Raw genomic sequence first — 22,399 nt, 5'->3', positions numbered from 1 at the left:
CTGCTAGATCCGCACCCCGCGGCGACGACCGTGCACCGCGACGCCGACAGTCACGGCGAGCAGCACGACGTACGCCCCGACGAACCACATCAGGCCCGTCTCGTAGCCGCCGGTGGACGTCTTCGAGAGTCCGAGCACCTGCGGGATGACGAAGCCTCCGTAGGCGCCGAACGCCGACACGATCCCGAGGGCCGCTGCCGCCGTCCGCTGGGCCGAGACGTCACCCGCGGAACTGTGGCCGTCGGCCGCGCCCGCACGGAGCGCGAACAGGGTGGGGATCATCCGGTAGGTCGCTCCGTTGCCGGCGCCGCTGGCCACGAACAGAACGAGGAAGAACGCCAGGAACAGCCAGAAGTTGTCGAGCGGCAGCGTGAGCACCACGGCGAGCGCGCCCAGGGCCATCACCACGAAGGCGGCGATCGTGATCGCGCTGCCGCCGAAGCGGTCGGCCAGCCGGCCGCCGAAGGGCCGGGCCAGGGAGCCGACGAGGGCGCCGAGGAAGGCGAGGGAGAGCGTCGTACCGGCGACGGGGAAGGAACTGAACGACGGGAACTGGTCGGCGATGAGCTTCGGGAAGACACCGGAGAAGCCGATGAACGACCCGAAGGTCCCGATGTAGAGGAGCGCCATCAGCCACAGCTCCGGGGCACGCAGTGCCGCCAGCGACGCCTTCAGGTCGGAGCGGGCGTTGGACAGGTTGTCCATCCGTCGCCAAGCCCCGACGATGGCCACGATGATCAGCGGCACCCAGATCAGTCCAGCGAGGGGCAGCTGAAGGGTCGCGCCGGCTCCGATCGTGATGACGATCGGCACGGCGAACTGCGCGACGGCGGCGCCCAGGTTGCCGCCTGCCGCGTTCAGGCCGAGCGCCCATCCCTTCTTCCGCTGCGGGTAGAAGAAGGTGATGTTCGCCATCGAGCTGGCGAAGTTCCCGCCGCCGAGGCCGGCCAGGGCCGCCACCAGCAGCATCACACCGAACGGGGTCTGCGGATTGGCCACGCAGATCGCGAGCCCGATGGCGGGGATGAGAAGCAGCGCGGCGGAGATCATCGTCCAGTTGCGGCCGCCGAACTTCGGCACCATGAACGTGTACGGGAAGCGCAGGGTCGCACCCACCAGGCTCGGCATCGAGATCAGCCAGAACGTCTGGGCGGTGTCGAAACTGAATCCTGCTGCGGGCAGCGAGACGACCACGATCGACCACAGCTGCCAGACGACGAAGCCGAGGAACTCGGCGAAGATCGACCAGCGCAGGTTCCGCTGCGCGATGGCCGCGCCGCCCTGCTGCCACTGGACCGGATCCTCGGCGTTCCAGCCCTCGATCCACCGCCCGGGGCGATGGACGAGTTCAGAGGTGGCGGTAGACGTATCGGCCGTGCCGGGCGCGGACGGGGCGGAGACGGTGCTGGTCATCGGGGACCTCCTGCGGGATGGAGCCGGTGGATGATGTGGTGCCACCACGCTAGGAACACCGTGTTTCGGCGGGACACGCGCGACGTGAAAGGGGCGTAACGAACACCTCTCGTGCGGTCCCCGGCGGTGTGAGGGGAACGTAATCCGGGGTGACGCAACGGCAACGGCGCAGTCACGGCGGCGGCCTAGCGTGGGCTCATCGACACCTGAGGAGGTCGGGATGGACCAGCTCGCCTGCACCGTCGCCGAGTACCGGGAGGCCGTCGTCGCCCTGGTGCGGCCGCTCCCGATCGAGCACGTCGCCCTGATCGACGGCGTTGGCCGGGTCACCGCGACCGACGTGGCCGCCCTGCAACCCGTGCCCCTGTTCGACAACTCCGCGATGGATGGGTACGCCGTCCGGTCGGCGGACGTCGCGGGCGCCACCCCGTCGCATCCCGCGCGGCTGACCGTGGTGGACCGGGTGCCGGCCGGGCACCGCCGCGCGCATCCACTCCGCCCGGGAGAGGCGGTGCGCATCATGACCGGGGCGCCCGTCCCCGAGGGGGCCGACGTGGTCATCCCGGTCGAGCTCTCGACGCCCGGCCGGTTCACCGACGACCCGACCGTCGAGGTGTGGCCGCCCGCCAAGCCGAACATCCGGTGGGCGGGGGAAGACGTGTCGACCGGAGAGGCGCTCATCCCGCGTGGCACGACGCTGACGGCACGGGCCCTCGCGCTTCTGGCGGCCACCGGTCACCGGACGGTCGCTGTCCGGCGGCGCCCGCGCGTGGCCGTGCTGTCCTCCGGCGACGAGCTGAGCGACGGCGTGACCGACCTTCCCGACGCGTCGGCTGGAACCATCCCCGACTCCAACGCCGTGTACCTCTGCGCCGCCGTACGCGCCGTGGGCGGCGAGGTCACGGGTATCCACCGGGCGGCCGATGCCCCCGGCGAGGTCGAGGCCGCCCTCGAGGAGGCCTGCCGTGACGCCGATCTGATCGTCTCCACCGGCGGCCTCGGAGCGGGGACGCATGACGTCCTCGGGCGCACGGTCGCCGGCTCACCCGGCGGTGTGCTGACCCGCGTCGCCATGCGCCCGGGCAGACCGCAGGCGCACGGCAGCTGGAACGGAGTGCCGTGGATCGCCCTCCCCGGCACGCCGACCGCCGCGTTCGTCTCGTTCGAGGCGTTCGTGCGGCCGGCTCTCGAGCGGCTCTCGGGCATCCTTCACACCCAGGCACTCCTGGCCGAGACGGTGTCGACGGGATGGTCCGGTTCGGCGGGGACGGTGCGCTTCGTCCCGCTGTCGGTCACCCAGCGCGGCGACGGGGTGACGGTGGCGCCCGCCGACGAGCCCGCCCGCGCCGCACACGCACTGTCGGCGATGTTCTCGGCGCCGCTCATCGGGGTCGTCGCCGCCGAGATCGGGGATGTGCTCGCCGGTCAGCTGCTTCCCGTGATCGAGCCGGCCTGACGACCGATCCCGACGCTGGCGCTACTCCGTCGTCGACGAGATCTGCCGCAACTCCAGCAGAGGGCAGCTGAAGGGGTCCCGATCACCGAGGCCGACGCTGTTGATGTGCCGCGTCACGATCGCGTACGAGCTCAGCAGCCCGGTCTCGGTGTACGGCACTTTCTGCGCCTCGCAGTACGCGCGGATCATCGGCGCCGCCCTCCGAAGATGCGGGCGCGGCATGGACGGGAACAGGTGGTGCTCGATCTGATAGTTGAGGCCGCCCATCAGGAAGTCGAGCGTCCGATTGCCGCGGATGTTGCGGCTCATCAGCACCTGCCTCCGCAGGAAGTCCAGCTTCATGTCGTGCGGCACCAGGGGCATCCCCTTGTGGTTGGGCGCGAAGGACATCCCCATGTAGAAGCCGAACAGGCCGAGCTGGACGGCCAGAAACGCGGCCGCGATCCCGGGTGAGAGGACGAGGAAGACCAGCGTCAGGTAGCCGACGATGCGGACGGTGAGGAAGGCGATCTCCACCGGCCGCCGCTGCAGATGCCCGCGCGTGACCACCCGCCGGACGCTCGACGCGTGGAGCGACAGACCTTCCAACAGCAGGATGGGGAAGAAGAACCACCCCTGGTGGCCGATCAGCCACCGCACCAGGTCCGAACGCGCCGCCGCCGCCCGGTCGGGAGTGAAGGCCACCACCGGGAGGTCGAGATCGGGATCGACCCCTTCCTGGTTCGGATTGGCGTGGTGCCGCGTGTGCTTGTGCTGCCACCAGCCGTAGCTCATCCCGACGAAGAGGTCGCCGACGAGGAGGCTCGTCCAGTCGTTCCACCGGCCGGATCGGAAGATCTGCCGGTGCGCCGCGTCGTGTCCGAGGAAGGCGATCTGCGTGAACACGAAGGCGAACACCGCCGCGGTGATCAGCTGCCACCAGCTGTCGCCGATCAGCACGAACGCCGCCACCGTCGCGGCGGTGACGATCGGGACCAGCGCCAGCTTCGTCCAGTAGTACCCGTAGCGTCGGCGCAGCAGCCCCGACTCGCGGATGACGGTGGCGAGCCCGGCGTAGCCGCCGTCACGCCGGCTCGAAAGCCCCGATGGTTCAGTCATGGCGGCCCGCCTCTGATCGAGTCGCATCGAGGTCCGGGACGCTGTGCGAGCGATTTTACGCCGCGGATGCTCACACCGGGGTATCCCTAGAAAAATCGGGAAAACGGTGTCAATGATGTGGCATGAAGAAGTTGTACTACGCAGGGGGATACATCTTTCTCGACGACGACGTGTGCGAGGCGTTGGTCATGTACGCCAAGGCACTCGCCGACGTCGGGAAGTCCGATCTGGTCACCGTCCCCGCCCTCTCCGATGAGGGGATGCAGGGCCGCACCCGCTTGCTCATCGGTCCGGCCAGTCAGCTCTTCTCGGCGGCCGCCCTCGACCGCGGCGTCGACCTGACAGACGCCGAGGCGACGCGATCCATGCGGGAGAAGACGGCACGGTTGCAGCCGTCCCGGCCGGTGTTCGAGGAGACCGCCGACTACACGAACGACGGCTTCGGCGAATAGGCCGGCCGCAGCAGCCCGCAGCGAGGAGACAACGAAGATGGGAACCCTGTTCTACGGCGCCGGCCGGCTGGCGATCGCGTTCGAGGACCGGGTCCTCGCGCACCTCCAGATTGCGGTCGGCACCAAGCTCCGCCGCCAGGAGACGTTCATGTTGAACTGGCGGGACAACGAGACCGTGGGGGACGGCCGCAGCGCCGTGTGGATCGGGCCGCACACCGACCTGCACTTCAAGTACTCCGGCAGCCGTTTTCCCGAGATCAACCGGGAGTGGGTGAACGCGCTCGTCGTGTCCGCATCCACACCCCTCGGCCTGCAGCTTTTGGACGAGGGGAGCCTGGATGCGCCCCCGACCACCAAACCGGGCTCGAACAACGGCAATTTCGCCAGCTAGGGTACGACGATCTCGAAGTTCGGGTCGCCCGGGTCGAGCACGCTCGTCAACTGTGCCAGCACTCCGGCGTCGCCCTCCAGGGTGATCCCTGGCGATGCGGTGTCGCCCGCCGTCAGGGCGAGGAAGCGCGGACGCGTTGTGGTGACGCGCAGCTGCGCGGCATCGGCCGGCTCCTTCTCGACAGAGACGAGGACGCCGTTGCGCAGGGTCACCCGGAAACTGCGCTGAAGGTCGGTGAACGTGATGTCGATCGCGAGGTCCAGATCCCACGCCTTCGGCCCGTCGATCTGGATGGCGATCGCGTCGAAGATCTGCTCCGGCGAGAGCTGGGCAAGCAGTGTGGGTGCGTTGGTGGAGATCGGGCTGCCGAAGTTGCCCTCGCGCAACTCTGTCGCGCCGGACAGGTAGAAGTTGCGCCAGGTGGCGTTCTCGGCCCCGTAACCGAGTTGCTCGTATGTGTCGGCCAGCAAATCCTTGGCCTCTGCGTTCTGTGGGTCTGCGTGCTGTGGGTCGGCGAATACCGCCGTGTCGAGCAGCGTCGCGGCCCAGCGGAAGTCGCCCGCGTCGTAGGCGGCTCGGGCCCCCTCGATGAGCTTCCCGACGCCGCCGACGAGCGCGGCCCAGCGTTCGGCCTGCTCCGTCGGCGGATGTGGCCAGAGCCGGGACGGGTTGCCGTCGAAGAACCCCATGTACCGCTGGTAGATGGCGCGCACGTTGTGCGACACGGATCCGTAGTAGCCGTGCGTGCTCCACTCCTTCTCGAGCGCCGGCGGCAGCTGGAACGTCTCGGCGATCTCGGCGCCGTTGTAGCCCTGGTTCAGCTGCCGGAGGGTCTGGTCGTGCAGGTAGCCGTACAGATCACGCTGGACCGCCAGGAAGTGCAGGATGCGGTCGGTTCCCCAGGTGGGCCAGTGGTGGGAGGCGAACAGCACATCCGACCGACTGCCGTACCGTTCGATCGCTTCGGTCAGGTACTGCGACCAGATGTGCGGGTCGCGCACGAGGGCACCACGCAGGGTCAATAGGTTGTGCAGGTTGTGGGTCGCGTTCTCGGCCATGCACAGCGCCCGGAAGCGCGGGAGGTAGAAGTGCATCTCCGCCGGCGCTTCGGTGTTCGGTGCCAGCTGGAACTCGAACTCCACGCCGTCGATGGTGTGCGTCTCGCCCGTGCTCGTGATCTCCAGCGTCGGCGTCAGGATGCCCGGCGTCCCGATGGAGTTGGTCTGGCCGAGGCCCGCGCCGACCTGTCCTTTCGGCCCGCGGGGCAGAACCGCCCCGTACATGTACGCCGCCCGGCGGGCCATCGCGGTGCCGGCGTACACGTTCTCCTCGATGGCGTGCGTGACGAAGCCCTCCGGAGCGATGATCTGCACCTCCCCCGACTCCACGGTCTCCGGAGTGACGATGCCCAGTACGCCCCCGAAATGGTCGATGTGCGAGTGGGTGTGGATGACGGCGACGACACGGCGGTCGCCACGATGTTTCCGATACAGCGCGAGCGCCGCGGCCGCGGTCTCCTCTGACACCAGCGGGTCCACCACGATCACGCCCGTGTCCCCCTCGATCAGGGACATCACGGAGAGGTCCAGGCCGCGCACCTGATAGAGCCCCTCGACGACCTCGAACAGGCCGTTGCGCTGGATCAGCCTCCCCTGCCGCCACAGGCTCGGATTGACGGAGTCCGGAGCGTCGCCAGTGATGAAGTCGATCGCCGACGCGTCGAAGACGACCGTGCCGTCCGCGTCGGTGATCGCCGGCTCGTCGAGGGTCCCCAGGAACCCGCGATCGGCGTCCTCGAAGTCGGCCACATCCTGGAAGATGCTGCGATCCAGCCACGCACGGTTCGCTGCGACGATGGATTCGGTCGGGTCGTTCTGCTTCGGCACGGTCGTGCTCCTCACCGGGGCGGCACCCCACAGGGCAGAGACTGCACCCCGGGAGCGGGACGCGGCTAGGGCCGACCGTGTCGCCTAGCGAGCGGTCGGGACGAGGACGATACGGCCGAACACGCTGCCGTCGTCCATCCTGCGATGCGCCTCCGGTGCCTCCTCGAGCGGCAGGATCTCGTCGACCACCGCGCTGAGCTCGCCTCGGGCGGCCAGCCGCAGCAGCTCTTCCCGAGCCTGGTTGCGCTCCGCGACCGGGATCGTGGCGAGGCTGAACGTCGCGAACGAACGGGACTGCTGAAAAGAGCGCAGCAGCGTCAGGCCGAAGTCCGGCGGAGGGAATCCGGCGACCGCGCCGACGAGGACGAACCGGCCGTTGGGCGCGAGCCGGTCGAGGAAGGCCGGAACCTCCGCTCCCCCGGCGATGTCGATGATCACATCGAAGACGTCCGGTGCCTCCCCGTCACCCTGTCCCGCCCGGTCCAGGATGTGCGTCGCGCCCCGCTCGCGAAGCCGCCGGCCGCGCTCCGAGGACGCGGTGGTGGCCGCGACAGCGCTCGCGCCGCCTCGAACCGCCAGCTCGATCGCGGCGATGCCGATGCTTCCCGCCGCGCCGCGCACCAGCACCGACTCGCCCGACCGGAATCGCGCGTGCGCAAGCGCGAAGTGCGCGACCGTGGCGGCGCTCCCCAGGGTGGCCGCGTCGCTGGACGAGAGCCCCGACGGGATGACCGACAGATCGTCGACGTGCGCCACGGCGAACTCGGCGTAGCCGCCCGAGATCCCGGTGAACGCCCACACGCGTCTGCCGATCCAAGAGTCGTCGACGCCTGCACCCACGGAGACCACCGTTCCGGCCACCTCGCTGCCGGGGATCATCCCGGCTGCGGAGACCGAGCCGACCGTGCCGCGACGGATCACCGCATCCACGCCGCCGACGCCGATCGCCTCGGTCCTGATGAGCACGTGGCCCGGCGGCACAACGGGCGTCTCCCGCTCCACCACGCGCATCCCGCTCGCGTCTCCGAACTCCTCGATGATGACTGCCCTCACGACTACTCCCTCTTCTTCCGAACGCCGGTGCTACCCTCGCACGGTAGTGGACGCCTGCGTCCGCTTGGAGGAAGTGGAACAAATGACCCCGGAAGTGACTCGGCTGCGCTCCGACGCGCAGGAGAACCGCGATCGAATCCTCGCCGCAGCGGCCGCACTGTTCGCCGAGCGGGGCCTCGACGTCGGGATGCGCGACATCGCACGCCGTGCGGACGTCGGCCCGGCGACGCTCTACCGCCGATTCCCGACCCGGCAGGGGCTGATCGATGAAGCGTTCGCGATCGAGTTCCGGACCTGCCGGCGGATCGTCGAAGAAGGATGCGCCGATCCCGACGCGTGGAGCGGCTTCACCGGCACCGTCCAGCGCCTGATCGTGCTGAACGTCCGCAACCGGGGGTTCGTGGATGCGCTGGTCTCCTCGGCACCGTCCGCCGCCATCGCGCAGCACCGGCGGGAGCTGCTCGGGCTGCTGGGCGGGCTCGCCCGGCGCGCGCAGCACGAGGGGATGCTCCGGGCCGACTTCGCGATCGACGACCTCGTCGTCATCCTGGCGGCCGGCCGGGGGCTGACGGCGGCCCGGCCGGACCTACTGCCCGCCGTCGCGCGCCGCTTCGCCGACCTCGCGATCGACGCGTTCCGCGGTCGGCCGGACGACCCCGCGGCATAGCAGTCGCGCGCGCCCGTCGCAGATTTGGCAGGGTCCGAAACGCGCTGCAGAGCGCACAATAGGAGTGTCGCGACAAGGACGTCGCGGCGCTCCGCTGCGGTCCCGGACCCCGACCGCGCAGAGCGATGGGGCCAACATACGCGCGGGGCCGGACGGGAGCAGGACCCATGGGCGTGTTAGTTTATGGGGGTCACCAGGAGATCGAGATCGACGATCGGATGCTGGCCCACCTGCAGATCGTGATCGGATCCAAACTGCGACGGCGCGAGGGGTTCTTCGTGTCCTGGGCGGGAGCCGCGGGAGCCGACTGCGGCCGGGTCACCATCTGGGTGGATCCGGCCATCACCCTGGTGTTCCGGTACAACGCCGTCACGCCGGGGGGAATCGATCGCGAATGGCTGGAGACGCTGATGGCGGCCTCCAACAGCAACCACGGACTCCTCATGACGGAGCAGTCCGCCCCCCTTGCGGCTGAAACGATCGGCGTCACCTAGGGATCGCGCTGTTTCATATCAGCCTCATAGGCGGCTCCCACCTCACGTAAGAATTCACAAAGAATGCGTCTGCATCGTGGGATACATGGATCAGACGTTGAGCGTGACCGCGCCGGCCCGACGGGTGCGCACCCCCAGCCGTGGCGCCGGGCGGCGGAGCGGAGCCCGGGCGGTGCGCGCGACATTGGCGATCGGCGTCGTCGTCGTTCTGGGGATGTGGTGGTTCGCGGTCCCGGCGGGGTTCGCTGCGACCCCTGCGAATGCCCTGACCTCTCTCGGCGAGGTCAGCGGGATGGTCGGCGGCTTCCTCGTCTGCGCCCAGGTGCTGCTGATCGCCCGCGTGCCGTGGTTCGAGACAGCGGTCGGGCTCGACAAGCTGGTTTCCTGGCACCGCTCGCTCGGGGCCTCCGTCCTCTTCCTCATCGTCGCCCACGTGCTGTTCCTGGTGCTGGGTGGGGAGCTCCTCGACAAGAACCCGCCGTGGAACGAGTTCGTGTCCATCCTTCAGTCGTATCCCGACATGCTGACCGCCCTCATCGGTACGATCGCGTTCCTCGTCGTGGGGCTCAGCAGCGCCCGGCTGATCCGCACGAAGCTGTCGTACGAGGTCTGGTACTGGCTGCACGTCACCACCTACGTCTCGATCTTCCTCACCTTCTTCCACCAGCTGAGCGGCGGCGCCCATTTCGTCTCTGCTCCGGTCAATCGCATCCTGTGGATCGCGCTGTACCTCGGCACGGCGGCCGCCGTGCTGACCTGGCGGTTCATCCTGCCCACCCTCGACGCTTGGCGAGGCCGGATGCGCGTGGCCGCCGTCGTGTCGGAGAGCGAAGGCGTCAACAGCGTGTGGCTGACCGGCCCGCGCATCGAGCAGCTCGGCGTGCGGGCGGGCAACTTCCTCCTGTTCCGCTTCCTCAGCTGGGGTCACCTGGGCACCGCCCACCCCTACTCGGTCTCCGCCGTGCCCGCGAACGGCCACCTCCGCATCACCGTCGGTTCGATCGGCGACCACTCGAGCCGCCTCCCCTCACTCAAGACCGGCTCCCTGGTCTTCGCCGAGGGACCATTCGGCCGTTTCACCGCCGACAGGGCGAGCCGGGAGCGCATCCTGCTGATCGCGGGCGGTGCGGGGATCGGGCCGATCCGCGCCCTCGCCGAGGAGCTGGTCCGGCGCGGCGCCCGACCGGTCGTCCTGTACCGCGCGCGCTCGGCGCGGCACCTCGCCCTCCTCGGTGAGCTGCAGGCGATGCCCGGCGTGACGGTGATCCCCCTGGTCGGCCGTCGCTCCGAACTGGGTTACGACCCGCTCGACGTCGAGCCGTTGCGCCACCTCATTCCGGACCTCCACAACTGGGAGGCCTTCATCTGCGGGCCGGAGGGGATGGGCCAGCGGGCCGTGGCGTCCCTCCGGGCACTCCGGATGCCGAACCGTTTCATCCACCGAGAAGAACTGAGCATGTCATGAGCAGCACACCCTGGCGGGGAACCGTCCTCTTCACTGCGATCGTCGTCGTCATGGGCGCCACCGTCGGCCTGAAACTGTACGGCGTCGGCCAGGATGCGGTGGCCGCCTCCACCTCGGTCCATTCGACGACGACCAGCGGCACGACCTCGGACACGTCGAGCGGCGGCTCGACCACGACGGCCACCCCCGACCCGTCCGCATCCGCATCCGCCACCCCGTCGCCCTCAGCTTCCGCGTCGACTGCGTCCACCACCGTCACCGGCTCGGCCGTCGACACCCGGTACGGCGCTGTGCAGGTGGAGGTGACCTTCTCCGGTAACACGATCACCGCGGTGAAGACGGTCCAATCGCCCGACCGCGACGGACGCGACATCGAGATCAACGACCAGGCGCTGCCCATCCTCGAGCAGGAGGTGCTCGCCTCGCAGTCGGCGAACATCGACACGGTGTCCGGAGCGACCTACACCTCCGAGGGCTACATCCAGTCGGTCCAGTCGGCGATCGACCAGCGATGAGGTTCCTGGAGACGGTGATGGGCATCCCCATGTCGATCGACATTCGTGACGACGTGGATGGGACGGAGGCCGCCGAGCGCGCCTTCCGCGTGCTGCGCGAGGCCGACCGACGCTTCAGCGCCTACCGCCCGGACAGCGAGCTGAGTCGCGCCAACGCTTCCGCGGGTGTCGGTGCCGACGTCGCGCACAGCGCGGACTTCCGCGAGGTCGTCGCCATCGGGGAGGAGGCGTGCCGCGCCTCCGGAGGCGCGTTCCGCATCCGCCGACCGGACGGCACCTGGGATCTGGACGGCGTCGTCAAGGGATGGGCCGCCGCTCGCGCCGCACGGGAACTGCGCTCCGCGGGCCTGCGCGACTTCTGCCTGAACGCCGGCGGCGACGTGGTGGTCTCGGGAAACCCCGAACCGGGGATGCCGTGGAGTGTCGGCATCCGTTCGCCCCACGACGCGACCGCGATGCTGGCCGTCCTGGCGCTCAGCGACGCGGGCGTGGCGACATCGGGCGCCTACGAACGCGGGGAGCACATCGTAGACGGCCGCGACGGAACACCGGCCCACGGGCTGCTCAGCGCGACCGTCGTGGCGGACGACCTGACCACCGCGGACGTGCTCGCGACCACCGTGTTCGCGATGGGGCCGGGCGGCATCGATCACGCGCTGGCCGCCGGAGCACGCGGCGTCCTCGCGGTGGATGCGGCCGGGCGCCTGCTCGGAGCCGGAGAGCTGACGTTCGCACGGCCGGCGACCACGCGGTGAAGGAGGCCGCCCCTGTGGAGGGATCACCCGGCTCCTATACTGCGAACGTGACCGGAAACCTGCGTGTGCTGGTCGCCGAAGACGACAGCCGCCTTGCGAGCATGCTGAGCGCGCTCCTGGAATCCGAAGGTTTCGACGTGGAGCTCGCGCGAGACGGCCAGCGCGCCCTCCACCTCGGCCTCACCGCCGAGTTCGACGCCATCGTGCTCGACCGGGGCCTACCCGCGGTGGAAGGGCTGGATGTGCTGCGCCGTCTGCGCGACGACGGGGTCACGACGCCCGTCCTGGTGCTGTCCGCGCTGGGCACCGCCCCCGACCGGGTCGACGGGCTGAACGCCGGCGCGGAGGACTACCTGGCCAAGCCGTTCGACATCGACGAACTGGTCGCCCGTGTCCGCGGGCTGACTCGGCGCGCGGCCGCGGTGGTGCCCGTCGTCCGCTTCCCCGGCGGGCGGCTCGACACCGGCAGCCGCACGGTCACGCTCGACGACGGCTCGCGGTCCGTCCTGTCCGAACGCGAGTCCGCTCTTCTGGAGGTGCTGGCCCGGCGCCCGGGGCAGGTGTTCTCCCGCGCGCTCCTCCTGGACGAGGTCTTCGCGGCGGCGGACGACCCTGGGGTGGTGGACACGTACGTGCATCACCTGCGCCGGAAGTTCGGCCGTTCGCTCGTCGACACGGTCCGCGGCGTCGGCTATCGGATGGGCGCGCTGCGGTGAGCCGCGCCGACGATCGCGAGCTGCGTTCCGCATCCCTTCGGCTGGCGGCCCAGTTCGCCGTGATCATCGTGGGGCTCTTCGTCGCACTCGGCGTGGTCGTGTACAGCGTCGTCGCCGCCGGGCAGGTCGAAGCCGCGCGGCGAGCGCTCTCCGACGCGTCGATGGTCGACTCGACGCACGACGCGCCGCGCGATCTGCTCGTCACGGTCGTCACGCCGCAAGGCCGCGACAGCTCCCCCAACATGCCCGCCGGCCTCCCGGATGAGGCCGCCCTCGATCAGGTGGCGCGCGAGGGCGGGTCCGTCTCCGGAACCGTGGAGGCCGGCGGACAGCGCTACCTGACCGTGACGGATGTTCGCCACGGCAAGGTGGTGCAAATCGCGTACGGCCTCGGCGAGCAGCAGGAGGAACTGAGCCGGCTGGTGCTCGCGCTGGTGATCAGCGGCCTGATCGCCACCATCGCGGCTGCCGGAATCGGGCTGGTGCTCGCGCGGCGGTCCATCCGGCCGCTGGCGGATGCGCTCGCGCTGCAGCGCAGGTTCGTCGCGGATGCGGGCCACGAGCTCCGCACCCCGCTGACCCTACTGAGCACGCGCGCCCAGCTGCTCCGGCGCCACGTGGTGTCGGCGCCGGGCGGAGCCTCCGACGACGAAGTCCGCTCGGGCCTCGATGAGATCGTCGACGACAGCCGAGCGCTCACCGAGATCGTGCAGGACCTCCTGACCGCCGCCGACCCCCGCCAGACCGCGGAAAGCGAAGGCGTCGACCTCGGCGCGCTGGCGGCGACGGTCGCGCGCTCGGCGGAAGGGCGGGCGGCAGATCGCGGGCTCTCCATCGCGGTCGAAGCCCAGCCGGACGCGCTCGTCACCGGCACACCGGTGTCGCTTCGGCGGATGATCGTAGCGCTGGTCGACAACGCGCTGGACCACGCGGCGTCCGAGGTACGGCTGACGGTCTCCGCGTCCCAGGACCGCGTCGTCCTCTCCGTCCACGACGACGGTCCCGGCTTCTCCGCCGGGGTGGCGGACGGCGCGTTCGAGCGCTTCGCGACCGCGCGCGCCGCGCAGCCGGGCGATGACCGCGCGCGGCACTACGGGCTGGGGCTGGCGCTGGTGGCGGAGGTGGTGAGCCGGCACCACGGGACGGTCGAGGCGACGAATCCGAGTGGAGGGGGCGCCGCCGTCACCGTGCGGCTCCCCCGCCGGCACTGAACCGGATCGGCACGCGGCAACCGGCTCGCGTGGTGGCTCCGCTCCTGTATTCAGGACTTCGTGCCGCCTCCGGTCCTGTATTCAGGACTCCGTGCGCTGCCCGGGTCCTGTTTTCAGGAGAATGGCGGGCCGAGGTGAAGCTATGTCCTCTTTTCAGGACATAGCTTCACCCATGGCTCCAGATCTCCTGAATACAGGAGCGGGCCGCGGTCCTGAAAACAGGACCGTGCAGGCCGCGCAGGCGGTCCGTCAGAACCGGATCGCGTCGATCGGTCGCACGCGGATCGCCACCATCGCCGGGAGCACTCCGGCGAGCGCACCGACACCGATCGCCACGAGCATCCCGAACGCGGCGGCCGAGAGCGGGAAGGCCGGCACATCCTGAAGCCCCTGCTGATGCAGGAACCCGGCCACGATCGGGTTCTCGAGCGCGAGGATCGCGACCATGACCCCGATCACGCCAGCAACGGCCGTCGCGACGACGCTCTCCATCATCACCCCGGCGAACACACGTCCCGCGGTGGCGCCGAAGCTGCGGCGGATCCCGATCTCACGGATCCGCGCCCGGACCGTCACCATCGAGATGTTGAGGAGGCCGAGAGCGCCGAGCAGGAGGATCAGTCCCGCCGCCGCGCCGCCTACGATCTTGAGGAACAGCAGCGGATCGGGTCCGTCGAATGACGCGTAGTCCTGCCGGTTCACCTGCACAGTGCCGCCGTTTCCGATCGCGTGCGACAAGTCCGACGCCAGGCGGTCGGACAGCTGTGCTGAGATCGGCTCCGGAACCCACGCGAAGTACTGCGTCGACCCCGACACGTTCGCGGCCGAACCCGGCGGCACCAGCGCTTGGTACGCGTCGAACAGCATCCAGAGCTGTGCTGAGTGCTCATCCCCGCCGGCCGCGACGCCGATGATGACGGCATCCACCGAACTCGGGCTGATCAGGTGGAGAACGGGATGCGTCCGCACATCGGGTGAACCCAGCAGCCTCCAGAGTCCCTCGTTGATGACGACCGCGGGCACGAGCCGGTCGGCGTCCCCGCTGGAGAACCATGACCCGGAGACGATGCGGGTGCGGAACATGACGCCGTAGTCCGGGTCGACCGTCTGCCCGTTCAGATTCGCGTCGACAGGGACCCCGCGGGCGACGGGCTGCGCGAAGCCCTGCCGGCTCCAGTAGCGGACCTTGTAGCGCGCGAGCTCGTCCCGGACCTGAGCGCTGAAGGTGTCGTCCGACACCAGTTGCTGTCCGTCGTTCGAGTACGGCGGGCTGATGTTGAGCATCGCCGGACGCCCCTGCCCGCGTTCCAACCCTTCGACGACGCCCTGCTGCGCGACCGCCGAAATCGCCGCGATAGCCGTGAGCGCCATGATCGCGACGGCCACGCCGACGATGGACATCAGCACGCGGGCGCGGTAGACCCGGAACTCCGACCAGGCCTCGACCAGGATGCCGCACAGGGTCGTGATCGCCTTCACCGGACGGCCTCCGGCTGCTCTGCGTGCAGAATCCCGCCATCGAGCCGGAACCGCCGGTCCGCGAGTGCGGCGATCGCGGGATCGTGGGTGATGGTGACGAGCGCCGACTGGGTGTCGTGGGCGACGGAGTCGAGCAACTGCATGACGGACTGTCCGGTCTGGACGTCGAGAGCGCCGGTCGGCTCGTCCGCGAGGATCACCCGGGGGTTGCGGACGAGCGCACGAGCGATGGCGACGCGCTGCTGCTCGCCTCCGGAGAGGCGGCTCGGCATCCACTCGGCTCGATTCGCCAGCCCGACCCGGTCGAGCATCTCCAGCGCGAGGCGTCGACGACGCCAGAACCGGCGGGGCTCCGCATAGAGCAGCGGGGTCGCAACGTTCTCGACGGCCGTACGACCGGGAAGCAGGTTGAACTGCTGGAAGATGAACCCGACCTCACGGCCGCGCCGGCGATCGCGGTCGGCGGATGACATGCGTCGCACCGGCACGCCATCGAAGGTGATACTCCCATCCGTCGGTTCGTCCAGCAGCCCCAGGATGTTGAGGAGGGTCGACTTGCCGGAACCGCTGCGGCCGACGATCGAGACGTGCTCGCCCGCGTCGACCACCAGGTCCACGCCGCTCAGGATGCGCAACGGCTCGTCGTCGGGGATCGGCACGACGCGCGTGACGCCCTCCAGTTCGAGGAGCGGCATCAGCCGCCCAGGCCGTTCATCGCGGCGGCGGCCTGCTCGTCGGATTTCGACGGCACGAACTCGAGGATCTCCTCGCCCTCTTTCAGGCCGGAGACGATCTGCACATTCCGGCCGTCGAAGATGCCGAGTTCGACTTTCACGGGCTTGGGGGCGCCTCCGCCCGCCGCCGGACGGTAGATTGTGCCGGCAGTGCCGCTGCCCTCCACCGCTGTCGCGGGAACGACGAGCGCATCGGCGGCGGCCCCCGCACTGATCGTGAGTTTGGCCGCGAGACCGCCGAACACAGTCACGCCCGCGGGCACCGCGCAGCGCACACTGGGGCCGGTGCTCGAACCGGAACCCGATGCCGATGGACCCGTGGTCCCGGGTGCGTCGCCGGACGGTTCCGGCGATGGCCCCGCGGCGGCGCCTGCCAGCGGAGCGTTGATCGTCAGACCCGTGCACGTGAAGGGAGCCGGCCCGCCCGCAATGGTGACCGTCGCCTCGGTCGGCTTGGTGAGGAGACGGTACTGCTCGACCGGGGCGATCGTCCCAGTGACGTTGAAGGTCGGCGGTGCGACCTGCGCGATCGTGTCGCCCACGGCGACCTGCTGTCCGACGAGAACGGTCAACGCCGACAGCGTCCCTGCCGCGCCCGCGCTGATGGTCACCTTCTCGTACAGCGGTGTGCCGTCGGCCGCTGCGGTCGCCAGTGGATGCTTCACCACGACGACCGCGGTGCCGGCGTCGACCGCCGCACCGACCGCGACGTCGACCTTCGAGACCTCACCCGCGGTGGTCGCGCGCACGGGCGCCGCCGCATCCGGGTACACCGTCGCATCCAGGCTGATGTCATTGCGGATCGACCCCGTCTGCACGGTCGTGATCGGATCGCTCACTTCGGCCGTCGGCACGATGCCGTCGGTTCCCGACGTAGCACCGTTGAAGAACGCGAGCTTGACCAGGGCGACGGCGATCGCAGCGAACACCACGATGCGGAGGATGGGGAGGACCCAGCGGCGCACGACGCCCGGGGAGGAGACACTCATGCGCTCAGTCTGGCCGAGACGCGGTGCCGGGCTCGTCATCCGAAGGAACGATGTCGCGCGTCCAGGGCGAAGTTCTGATCGAAGATCCCGTCCGGATCCCACCGAGCCTTCAGGGTGCGCAAGCGGGCCAGCGTCTCCGGAGGGAAGGCATCCTGCACTCGTTCCGGGGCGTGGTCCGATTCGAAGCTCAGATAGAGCCCGTCTATCAGCTCCCTGCTCTCCGTCCAGGCCGCATCGAGTCGCCGGACACCGCCCGTCGAGACCGCGGTCACTGAGAAGTTCTGGTGGCGGTGCGCGTACGCGGTCGCCGACACAGGGACGTCGTTGATGGCCCCGCCGACGGAACGGAGCTGGATCATGTCCGCTCCACCCCCGCGGGCGAGCGACGCCAGGCGCGAGGAGAGCCGGCTGTCCAGGTGGTCGGCGAGTCCGGTGCGGGTGACGGCGGTCTGGGCTCCGGAATGGACGGCGCCGGACGCCGGGAGGATGTCTGCGTAAGGCGTGGACTGCGCCCGCTGACCGACCACCTGGGCGAGCCGGGTGAACGGCTCGAGGGCGCGAACCGCCGTCTCGGTGTCGGTGCCGGCGAAGACGACCGTCGCCTGGGCGAAGGTCGGTTCGCCGCCGAAGAGGTACAGGAACGCGGAGATCTCGCGCGGGGCGCTCTCGACCGTCGCGCCCCACCGCTCGAGGAAGCCTGCCGTGTCCGCGATGGAGTAGGCGAAGGAGGCGTGGATGACCGAGGCGTCGGTCGAGGCGCGGAAGCGGAACCGGGTCACGATGCCGAAGTTCGCCCCGGCACCGCGGACTGCCCAGAACAGGTCGGGGTCCTCCGAAGCGGACAGCCAGCGGACCGTCCCGTCCGCTGTCACGATCTCGGCGCCCACGAGGGCATCGATGGTCAGCCCGTGCGCGCGTCCCATCAGGCCGATGCCACCGGTGGTCGCGAGGCCGCCCACTCCGACGTCACCGGAGTCGCCGGAACTGATGGCGAGCCCCCACGGCCGCAGTGCGGAGGCGACGCCGCCCCACCGGGCGCCGGGGCCCACCTCCACAACGCGGTCGTCGATCCGTTCGATCGTGGTGAGGGCGCCGAGGTCGATGACCGTCCCTCCCTGGTTGGTCGAAATGCTGCTGATGCCGTGACCGCCGCTGCGGACCGAGAACGGGCCGCCCTCCCGCCGCGCGAAGGCGAGCGCCTCCGGAACCTCTGCGGCCACGCGCGGGCGGACGACCGCCGCAGGCGAACCGGTGGCGCTGTAGACGTGTCGGACGAGTTCGTAGCGGTCGTCGCCGGGCCGGATGATGTCGAGCATGCGGCAGCCTCAGAGCTCGGGCGCGTCGGCCTGCGGGCCGGTGCGCTTGTCGACGAAGTACTGGACGGGGGTGTCCGAGAGCGGACTCGTCCCGGTGATGAGCTCGGCGAGGTGGACGCCGATCTCTTCGCCGTCGATCCAGCGGAGGTCGTCTATCCCGGCGAGACGGCGCGCGCGGGTGCGCACCACCCCGAGGATCACCTCGTAGACCCGGGCGCCGCGGCACGCCATCTCCGCCGCGATCGTGCGGGTCATCGACTTCGTGGCCGCAGCGGTGAGTGCGACCCCGCCCCCGCCAGGGAACGCGATGTCGGCGCTGAGCCCATTGAGCTGGATCAGCGCGCCGTCACGGGAGATGAGGGGATACAGCGCGCGGTAGGCGCGGAACACCGCGGTCTGGTTCTCCGCGACCAGGGTGTCCCACTCGGCGTCCGTAAGAGCGAGGAGCGGCTTGCGACCCTGGTCGCCCCAGGAGGCGATGGTGACGATCACGGCGTCGAATCCTCCGTACTCGCCTCGGAGCGCCTGGACCGTGTCGTCGAACTCCGGCGACAGCGCGTCGAGGGTGGTCGTGCGAAGGCTGTCGTCGCCGAGGCGCGCGGCGAACTCAGCGGCGCGGGAGGCGTTTCTGCTGGTCGCGACGACGGTCGCTCCGCGGGCGAGGAGGGCGCGGACCACGCCCTCCCCGACGCCACCCACGCCGCCGACCACCAGGATGGTCGCGGTCCGGAGGTCCTGTGCCGGGGCTGCCCAGCTCGGCTCGGTGATCGTGCTCATGACTCCTTCTTCTCTGTATCGGTGTCCGCGTCTGCCGTCCTGCGGACATGGCGCAGGAGGCTGTCGAGTGCCTTCTCCAGACCGTCCAGCTCGTCGCCGGTGAGGCCGTCGGCGAACCAGCGGCGAGCGGAGTCCAGATGGGGCCCGATAGCTCGCCGATACTGGTCATGGCCCGCCGGGGTGAGGCTGGACAGCGTCGCCCGCCCATCCTCGCCGCCGGCCGGGCGGGTCGCGACGAGCCCTCGCTTCTCGAGACGGCGCAGCTGGTGGGCGAGACGGCTGGAGTCCCAGCCGATCGCCCGGGCGCACTGCGCGGGGCGGACGCCCTCCTCGCCGCTGGAGTGGAGGTGGGCGAGGACGGTGAACTCGGCGTCGGAGAGCTTCGCGTCGTTCCAGAGATCACGGCCGACTTCGCGGCGCAGGGCGTCCATCACGAGCTGAAGCGTCTCCCAGGTGTGGAGTTGCTGAGGCGACATTCTTGCTGACACATCAGCAATCTTGCCGGATTGCTGACGCGTCAGCAAGATGTTTCGCCTCAGGCGGAACTGCGAGGACTCTCTCGTCAATGCGGGACGCATCCTGTTTTCAGGAGGATCGGGGCCCGAGGTGAAGCTATGTCCCATATTCAGGACATAGCTTCACCAGCCTTGCCGGATGTCCTGAATACAGGAGCGCGACGCACGCTCCTGAAAACAGGACCCGCCCACGAGCGGCTCCTACTCCCGGTCCGTCTCCGCCGTCGCGGCGGGCCGTCGCACGAAGAACGAGCCGACGACCAACAGGAGCGAGAGCGAGGCCCCGGCGACGAAGGCCGCCCGCACACCCGCTTCGACGCCCTCCGTCGCCGTTCCCCCACCCGCGACGGCGCTCGCACCGACCGCCGAGAGGATGGTGATGAAGACCGCCGTCCCGATCGCTCCGGCGAGCTGCTGGTTCGTCCCGATCACCGCCGACCCGTACGAGTAGAGCCGCGGCGGCAACGCTCCGAGTGCGGAAGTGAACAGCGGCGTGAAGGTCAGCGCCAGCCCGAGTGACAGCCCCACGTGGACCAACACGATCATCCCGACCGGGGTGGCGTGGTTCACCGTGGTGAGGATCCACAGCACGGAGCTGACGATGATCGTGCCCGGGATGATGAGCGGGGACGGTCCCCGCTTGTCGTAAATCCGGCCGACCACTGGGCCCAGCAGCCCCATCAGCAGGCTCCCCGGAAGCAGCACGAGTCCACTGGCGAGGGGAGCGAGACCGAGCACGGTCTGCATATAGAGGGGCAGCAGGATGAGCGTGCCGAACAGTGCCGCCATCGCGACGCCCATCATGGCGACGGACAGGGTGAAGGTGCGAGCGCGGAACACCCGCAGGTCGAGCAGCGCCCGGTCGTCCCGCTGCAGTACGAGCTGACGCCAGATGAATCCACCGAGCGCGAGAGCCCCGCCGACGATGGGGATCCAGAACGGAATGCCGACGTGACCCTGCTCTGCCTCCGCGATACTGCTGAAACCGTAGATCAGCCCGGCGAACGCGAACGCCGACAGGATGACCGACAAGACATCGAGCGGTACCTTCCTCGGCTCGTTCACGTTCGGGATGCGCAGGGCGCCGAGCAGCAGGGCGCCGACGGCAAACGGCAGCACCAGGAGGAAGATCCACCTCCACCCGGCGACACTGAGGATCGCGCCGGCGACGGTGGGGCCGACGGCCGGCGCGACCGACATGACGATGGAGATGTTGCCCATCGTCTTTCCCCGCGAGGACGCCGGCACCAGCGTCATCACCGTCGTCATCAGCAACGGCATCATGATCGCGGTGCCGCCGGCCTGCACCACGCGGCCGGTGACCAGGAGGCCGAAACCGGGCGCGGTCGCGCAGATCACAGTACCCAGGGTGAACAGGCCCATCGCGGCGACGAAGACGGTCCGGGTCTTCAGGCGCTGCAGCAGGAACCCGGTGGTCGGGATGACCACGGCGGTGGTCAACAGGAAGGCGGTGGTCAGCCATTGGCCGACGCTCGGTTGGATGCCGAGATCCTTCATGAGGTCGGGAAGAGCGACGTTCATGACGGTCTCGTTGAGGATCACCACGAAGGCGGAGATCAGCAGAAGCGAGATGACGAGGCGGTTACGAGCGGAGTGATCGGTGTGCTGAGCGGGTGTCGAGTTGGATGTGGTCCGGGTCTCGGACAAGCGGTCTCCTTGCATAGCGGTTGACGTCGTCGCCCGTCCGGCGCGCATGCCGTCAGGACAACGGCGGCCATTCTGCACGCTGCCGGGGGTCTTGCGGCAAGCCCCCCAGTGAGCTATAGATTGAAAATGCGGGGGGATGCGTCTCCCCGTTTTCTGCGCCATACCGTCGCCACATCGTCGCCACACACTCGCCACACCGTCCCGCGCCACTCGCGCGGAAGGAGCAGCGTGACCGTTTCCCCGTTCCGCGTGCAGGTCTCCGACGACGTGCTCGCCGACTTGCGGCAGAGACTCGAGCGGACCCGCTATCTGCCCAGTGCCGGCCGCACGGGACGTCCCGCCGGCCTCGGCGGCGAACGGCTGCGCGGCCTGGTCGAGCTCTGGCAGGGGTTCGACTGGCAGGCCGAGGAGACGCGGCTCAACTCCGTCGAGCAGTTCACCGCCGACGTCCGCGGACACCGTCTGCACTTCGCCCGCGTGCGACCGACCCGGCCCGCGACCACCGTCGTCCCTCTGCTCCTGCTGCACGGCTGGCCCAGCGCATTCACCGAGTACCTTCCGCTGGCAGACGCTATCGCCCGGGAGGCCACCGACCAACTCGCCTTCGACATCGTCATCCCGTCCCTTCCCGGGTTCGCCTTCTCAGAACTGCCGGAGGGTCCGCTCACCCGGGTGGCCATCGCCGAGGACCTCCACGCACTGATGACGGACGTCCTCGGCTTCCCTCGGTACGGCGCCTTCGGAGGCGACATCGGCGGAGGCGCCGCCACCTGGCTCGGAGCGACGCATCCCGAATCGGTGATCGGGCTGCAGCTGCTGCACCCGCCGTTCCCCACTGACGAGACACCGCAGACAGCCGAGGAGAAGGCGTTCTTCGACGCGCTCGCCGAGTACGACGAATCGGACGGCGGCTACAGCGAGATCATGGGCACGCGTCCCGACACGATCGCCGCCGCCCTCGGCGACTCACCCGCCGGGCTCCTGGCGTGGATCGCCGACAAGTGGGACGACTGGGCGGACGGCGGCCTGGATGTCATCGACCCGGCAGAACTGTTCCGCGTCGCCATGCTCTATTGGGTGACCGGCAGCATCGGCACCTCCTTCCAGCAGTACGCGGATTGGTCCTTCAACGAACCGCGGCCGCCGATCACTGCTCCGGTCGGGATCCTGCTCAGCCGCGAACCCTTCCTCGACGGTTACCCGCGCTCCCTGGTGGAGCGGGCGGTCACCGACCTCCGCGCGTTCGAGGTGCCGGAGACCGGCGGCCACTTCATGGGAGCGGAGCAACCCGGCCCCACCGCCGAGGCGATCCGCCGCTTCTTCGGATCGCTGGTGGTCGAGGCCTAGGT

Annotated in this window: 22 protein-coding genes; 11 read left to right on the top strand and 11 right to left on the bottom strand. The window is 69.6% G+C overall.

The window, feature by feature from the left end:
* Window positions 1–3: 3 nt before the first annotated feature.
* Window positions 4–1,413, bottom strand: a complete 1,410-nt coding sequence (locus AB4Z18_RS14500; RefSeq protein ID WP_441783437.1) for an MFS transporter — start codon at window positions 1,411–1,413, stop codon at window positions 4–6.
* Window positions 1,414–1,633: 220 nt separating this feature from the next.
* On the opposite strand from AB4Z18_RS14500, the gene AB4Z18_RS14495 reads away from it, so the two are divergent.
* Complete coding sequence (locus AB4Z18_RS14495; RefSeq protein WP_441783436.1) at window positions 1,634–2,869, top strand: molybdopterin molybdotransferase MoeA; 1,236 nt, start codon at window positions 1,634–1,636, stop codon at window positions 2,867–2,869.
* A 21-nt stretch (window positions 2,870–2,890) separates the two neighbouring features.
* On the opposite strand, the gene AB4Z18_RS14490 is transcribed toward AB4Z18_RS14495, so the two are convergent.
* Entirely contained in the window at window positions 2,891–3,967 is a 1,077-nt protein-coding gene (locus AB4Z18_RS14490) for a fatty acid desaturase family protein (RefSeq protein ID WP_441783435.1), read from the bottom strand.
* A gap of 122 nt (window positions 3,968–4,089) precedes the next feature.
* Between AB4Z18_RS14490 and AB4Z18_RS14485 the strand changes: the two genes are divergently transcribed.
* Both AB4Z18_RS14485 and AB4Z18_RS14480 read left to right on the top strand, forming a co-directional pair.
* A complete protein-coding gene (locus AB4Z18_RS14485) occupies window positions 4,090–4,419 on the top strand; it encodes a hypothetical protein (protein ID WP_441783434.1) in 330 nt (109 codons plus the stop codon).
* Between the two features lie 37 nt (window positions 4,420–4,456).
* A complete protein-coding gene (locus AB4Z18_RS14480; RefSeq protein WP_441783433.1) occupies window positions 4,457–4,810 on the top strand; it encodes a DUF7882 family protein in 354 nt (117 codons plus the stop codon).
* On the opposite strand, the gene AB4Z18_RS14475 is transcribed toward AB4Z18_RS14480, so the two are convergent.
* On the bottom strand, window positions 4,807–6,696 hold the full coding sequence (locus tag AB4Z18_RS14475; RefSeq protein ID WP_441783432.1) for an alkyl/aryl-sulfatase: 1,890 nt from the start codon (window positions 6,694–6,696) through the stop codon (window positions 4,807–4,809). The two genes, AB4Z18_RS14480 and AB4Z18_RS14475, sit on opposite strands and share 4 nt — an antisense overlap.
* Before the next feature lie 84 nt (window positions 6,697–6,780).
* A complete protein-coding gene (locus AB4Z18_RS14470) occupies window positions 6,781–7,749 on the bottom strand; it encodes a zinc-binding dehydrogenase (RefSeq protein WP_441783431.1) in 969 nt (322 codons plus the stop codon).
* An 82-nt stretch (window positions 7,750–7,831) separates the two neighbouring features.
* On the opposite strand from AB4Z18_RS14470, the gene AB4Z18_RS14465 reads away from it, so the two are divergent.
* The 7 genes from AB4Z18_RS14465 to AB4Z18_RS14435 all read left to right on the top strand — a co-directional run bounded on the left by AB4Z18_RS14465 (window position 7,832) and on the right by AB4Z18_RS14435 (window position 13,572).
* Entirely contained in the window at window positions 7,832–8,416 is a 585-nt protein-coding gene (locus tag AB4Z18_RS14465; protein ID WP_441783430.1) for a TetR/AcrR family transcriptional regulator, read from the top strand.
* 167 nt (window positions 8,417–8,583) lie between these two features.
* The gene (locus tag AB4Z18_RS14460) at window positions 8,584–8,910 is read left to right on the top strand and encodes a DUF7882 family protein (RefSeq protein ID WP_441783429.1); all 327 of its coding nucleotides are present in this window, start codon (window positions 8,584–8,586) and stop codon (window positions 8,908–8,910) included.
* A gap of 85 nt (window positions 8,911–8,995) precedes the next feature.
* Entirely contained in the window at window positions 8,996–10,375 is a 1,380-nt protein-coding gene (locus AB4Z18_RS14455; RefSeq protein WP_441783428.1) for a ferredoxin reductase family protein, read from the top strand.
* On the top strand, window positions 10,372–10,890 hold the full coding sequence (locus AB4Z18_RS14450; RefSeq protein WP_441783427.1) for an FMN-binding protein: 519 nt from the start codon (window positions 10,372–10,374) through the stop codon (window positions 10,888–10,890). The genes AB4Z18_RS14455 and AB4Z18_RS14450 overlap by 4 nt, the downstream gene beginning before the upstream one ends.
* Before the next feature lie 29 nt (window positions 10,891–10,919).
* Window positions 10,920–11,645, top strand: coding sequence for an FAD:protein FMN transferase (locus AB4Z18_RS14445; RefSeq protein WP_441783426.1), 726 nt, complete (start codon window positions 10,920–10,922; stop codon window positions 11,643–11,645).
* Between the two features lie 47 nt (window positions 11,646–11,692).
* Complete coding sequence (locus AB4Z18_RS14440) at window positions 11,693–12,361, top strand: response regulator transcription factor (RefSeq protein ID WP_441783425.1); 669 nt, start codon at window positions 11,693–11,695, stop codon at window positions 12,359–12,361.
* Window positions 12,358–13,572: a sensor histidine kinase gene (locus AB4Z18_RS14435; protein WP_441783424.1), complete on the top strand. Its 1,215-nt coding sequence runs from the start codon at window positions 12,358–12,360 to the stop codon at window positions 13,570–13,572. The genes AB4Z18_RS14440 and AB4Z18_RS14435 overlap by 4 nt, the downstream gene beginning before the upstream one ends.
* A 249-nt stretch (window positions 13,573–13,821) precedes the next feature.
* Here AB4Z18_RS14435 and AB4Z18_RS14430 read toward each other — a convergent pair whose 3' ends face one another.
* The 7 genes from AB4Z18_RS14430 to AB4Z18_RS14400 all read right to left on the bottom strand — a co-directional run bounded on the left by AB4Z18_RS14430 (window position 13,822) and on the right by AB4Z18_RS14400 (window position 21,050).
* Complete coding sequence (locus AB4Z18_RS14430) at window positions 13,822–15,051, bottom strand: ABC transporter permease (RefSeq protein WP_441783423.1); 1,230 nt, start codon at window positions 15,049–15,051, stop codon at window positions 13,822–13,824.
* Entirely contained in the window at window positions 15,048–15,746 is a 699-nt protein-coding gene (locus tag AB4Z18_RS14425) for an ABC transporter ATP-binding protein (protein WP_441783422.1), read from the bottom strand. Before AB4Z18_RS14425 ends, AB4Z18_RS14430 begins: the two co-directional genes overlap by 4 nt.
* On the bottom strand, window positions 15,746–16,774 hold the full coding sequence (locus tag AB4Z18_RS14420) for a hypothetical protein (RefSeq protein ID WP_441783421.1): 1,029 nt from the start codon (window positions 16,772–16,774) through the stop codon (window positions 15,746–15,748). Before AB4Z18_RS14420 ends, AB4Z18_RS14425 begins: the two co-directional genes overlap by 1 nt.
* A gap of 35 nt (window positions 16,775–16,809) precedes the next feature.
* Window positions 16,810–18,090 (bottom strand): FAD-binding oxidoreductase, encoded by a 1,281-nt coding sequence (locus AB4Z18_RS14415; protein WP_441783420.1) that lies wholly within the window; start codon window positions 18,088–18,090, stop codon window positions 16,810–16,812.
* A 9-nt stretch (window positions 18,091–18,099) separates the two neighbouring features.
* Window positions 18,100–18,867, bottom strand: coding sequence for an SDR family oxidoreductase (locus tag AB4Z18_RS14410; protein WP_441783419.1), 768 nt, complete (start codon window positions 18,865–18,867; stop codon window positions 18,100–18,102).
* Entirely contained in the window at window positions 18,864–19,355 is a 492-nt protein-coding gene (locus AB4Z18_RS14405; RefSeq protein WP_441783418.1) for a MarR family winged helix-turn-helix transcriptional regulator, read from the bottom strand. Before AB4Z18_RS14405 ends, AB4Z18_RS14410 begins: the two co-directional genes overlap by 4 nt.
* 228 nt (window positions 19,356–19,583) lie before the next feature.
* Complete coding sequence (locus AB4Z18_RS14400; RefSeq protein WP_441783417.1) at window positions 19,584–21,050, bottom strand: MDR family MFS transporter; 1,467 nt, start codon at window positions 21,048–21,050, stop codon at window positions 19,584–19,586.
* Between the two features lie 228 nt (window positions 21,051–21,278).
* Between AB4Z18_RS14400 and AB4Z18_RS14395 the strand changes: the two genes are divergently transcribed.
* Window positions 21,279–22,397, top strand: coding sequence for an epoxide hydrolase family protein (locus AB4Z18_RS14395; protein ID WP_441783416.1), 1,119 nt, complete (start codon window positions 21,279–21,281; stop codon window positions 22,395–22,397).
* Window positions 22,398–22,399 lie beyond the last annotated feature (2 nt).

It is taken from the genome of Leifsonia sp. 2TAF2 (genome assembly GCF_052115085.1).
Lineage (GTDB): Bacteria > Actinomycetota > Actinomycetes > Actinomycetales > Microbacteriaceae > Leifsonia.
The sequence above is the reverse complement of the archived record's forward strand: the minus strand, read 5'-3'. Positions and strand labels throughout refer to the sequence as shown.

Bases quoted from the DNA above. Each gene is read 5' to 3' on its own strand.
- AB4Z18_RS14500 (WP_441783437.1), bottom strand. From the start codon at position 1,413: ATGACCAGCACCGTCTCCGCCCCGTCCGCGCCCGGCACGGCCGATACG.
- AB4Z18_RS14495 (WP_441783436.1), top strand. From the start codon at position 1,634: ATGGACCAGCTCGCCTGCACCGTCGCCGAGTACCGGGAGGCCGTCGTC.
- AB4Z18_RS14490 (WP_441783435.1), bottom strand. From the start codon at position 3,967: ATGACTGAACCATCGGGGCTTTCGAGCCGGCGTGACGGCGGCTACGCC.
- AB4Z18_RS14485 (WP_441783434.1), top strand. From the start codon at position 4,090: ATGAAGAAGTTGTACTACGCAGGGGGATACATCTTTCTCGACGACGAC.
- AB4Z18_RS14480 (WP_441783433.1), top strand. From the start codon at position 4,457: ATGGGAACCCTGTTCTACGGCGCCGGCCGGCTGGCGATCGCGTTCGAG.
- AB4Z18_RS14465 (WP_441783430.1), top strand. From the start codon at position 7,832: ATGACCCCGGAAGTGACTCGGCTGCGCTCCGACGCGCAGGAGAACCGC.
- AB4Z18_RS14460 (WP_441783429.1), top strand. From the start codon at position 8,584: ATGGGCGTGTTAGTTTATGGGGGTCACCAGGAGATCGAGATCGACGAT.
- AB4Z18_RS14455 (WP_441783428.1), top strand. From the start codon at position 8,996: ATGGATCAGACGTTGAGCGTGACCGCGCCGGCCCGACGGGTGCGCACC.
- AB4Z18_RS14450 (WP_441783427.1), top strand. From the start codon at position 10,372: ATGAGCAGCACACCCTGGCGGGGAACCGTCCTCTTCACTGCGATCGTC.
- AB4Z18_RS14445 (WP_441783426.1), top strand. From the start codon at position 10,920: ATGTCGATCGACATTCGTGACGACGTGGATGGGACGGAGGCCGCCGAG.
- AB4Z18_RS14425 (WP_441783422.1), bottom strand. From the start codon at position 15,746: ATGCCGCTCCTCGAACTGGAGGGCGTCACGCGCGTCGTGCCGATCCCC.
- AB4Z18_RS14420 (WP_441783421.1), bottom strand. From the start codon at position 16,774: ATGAGTGTCTCCTCCCCGGGCGTCGTGCGCCGCTGGGTCCTCCCCATC.
- AB4Z18_RS14415 (WP_441783420.1), bottom strand. From the start codon at position 18,090: ATGCTCGACATCATCCGGCCCGGCGACGACCGCTACGAACTCGTCCGA.
- AB4Z18_RS14410 (WP_441783419.1), bottom strand. From the start codon at position 18,867: ATGAGCACGATCACCGAGCCGAGCTGGGCAGCCCCGGCACAGGACCTC.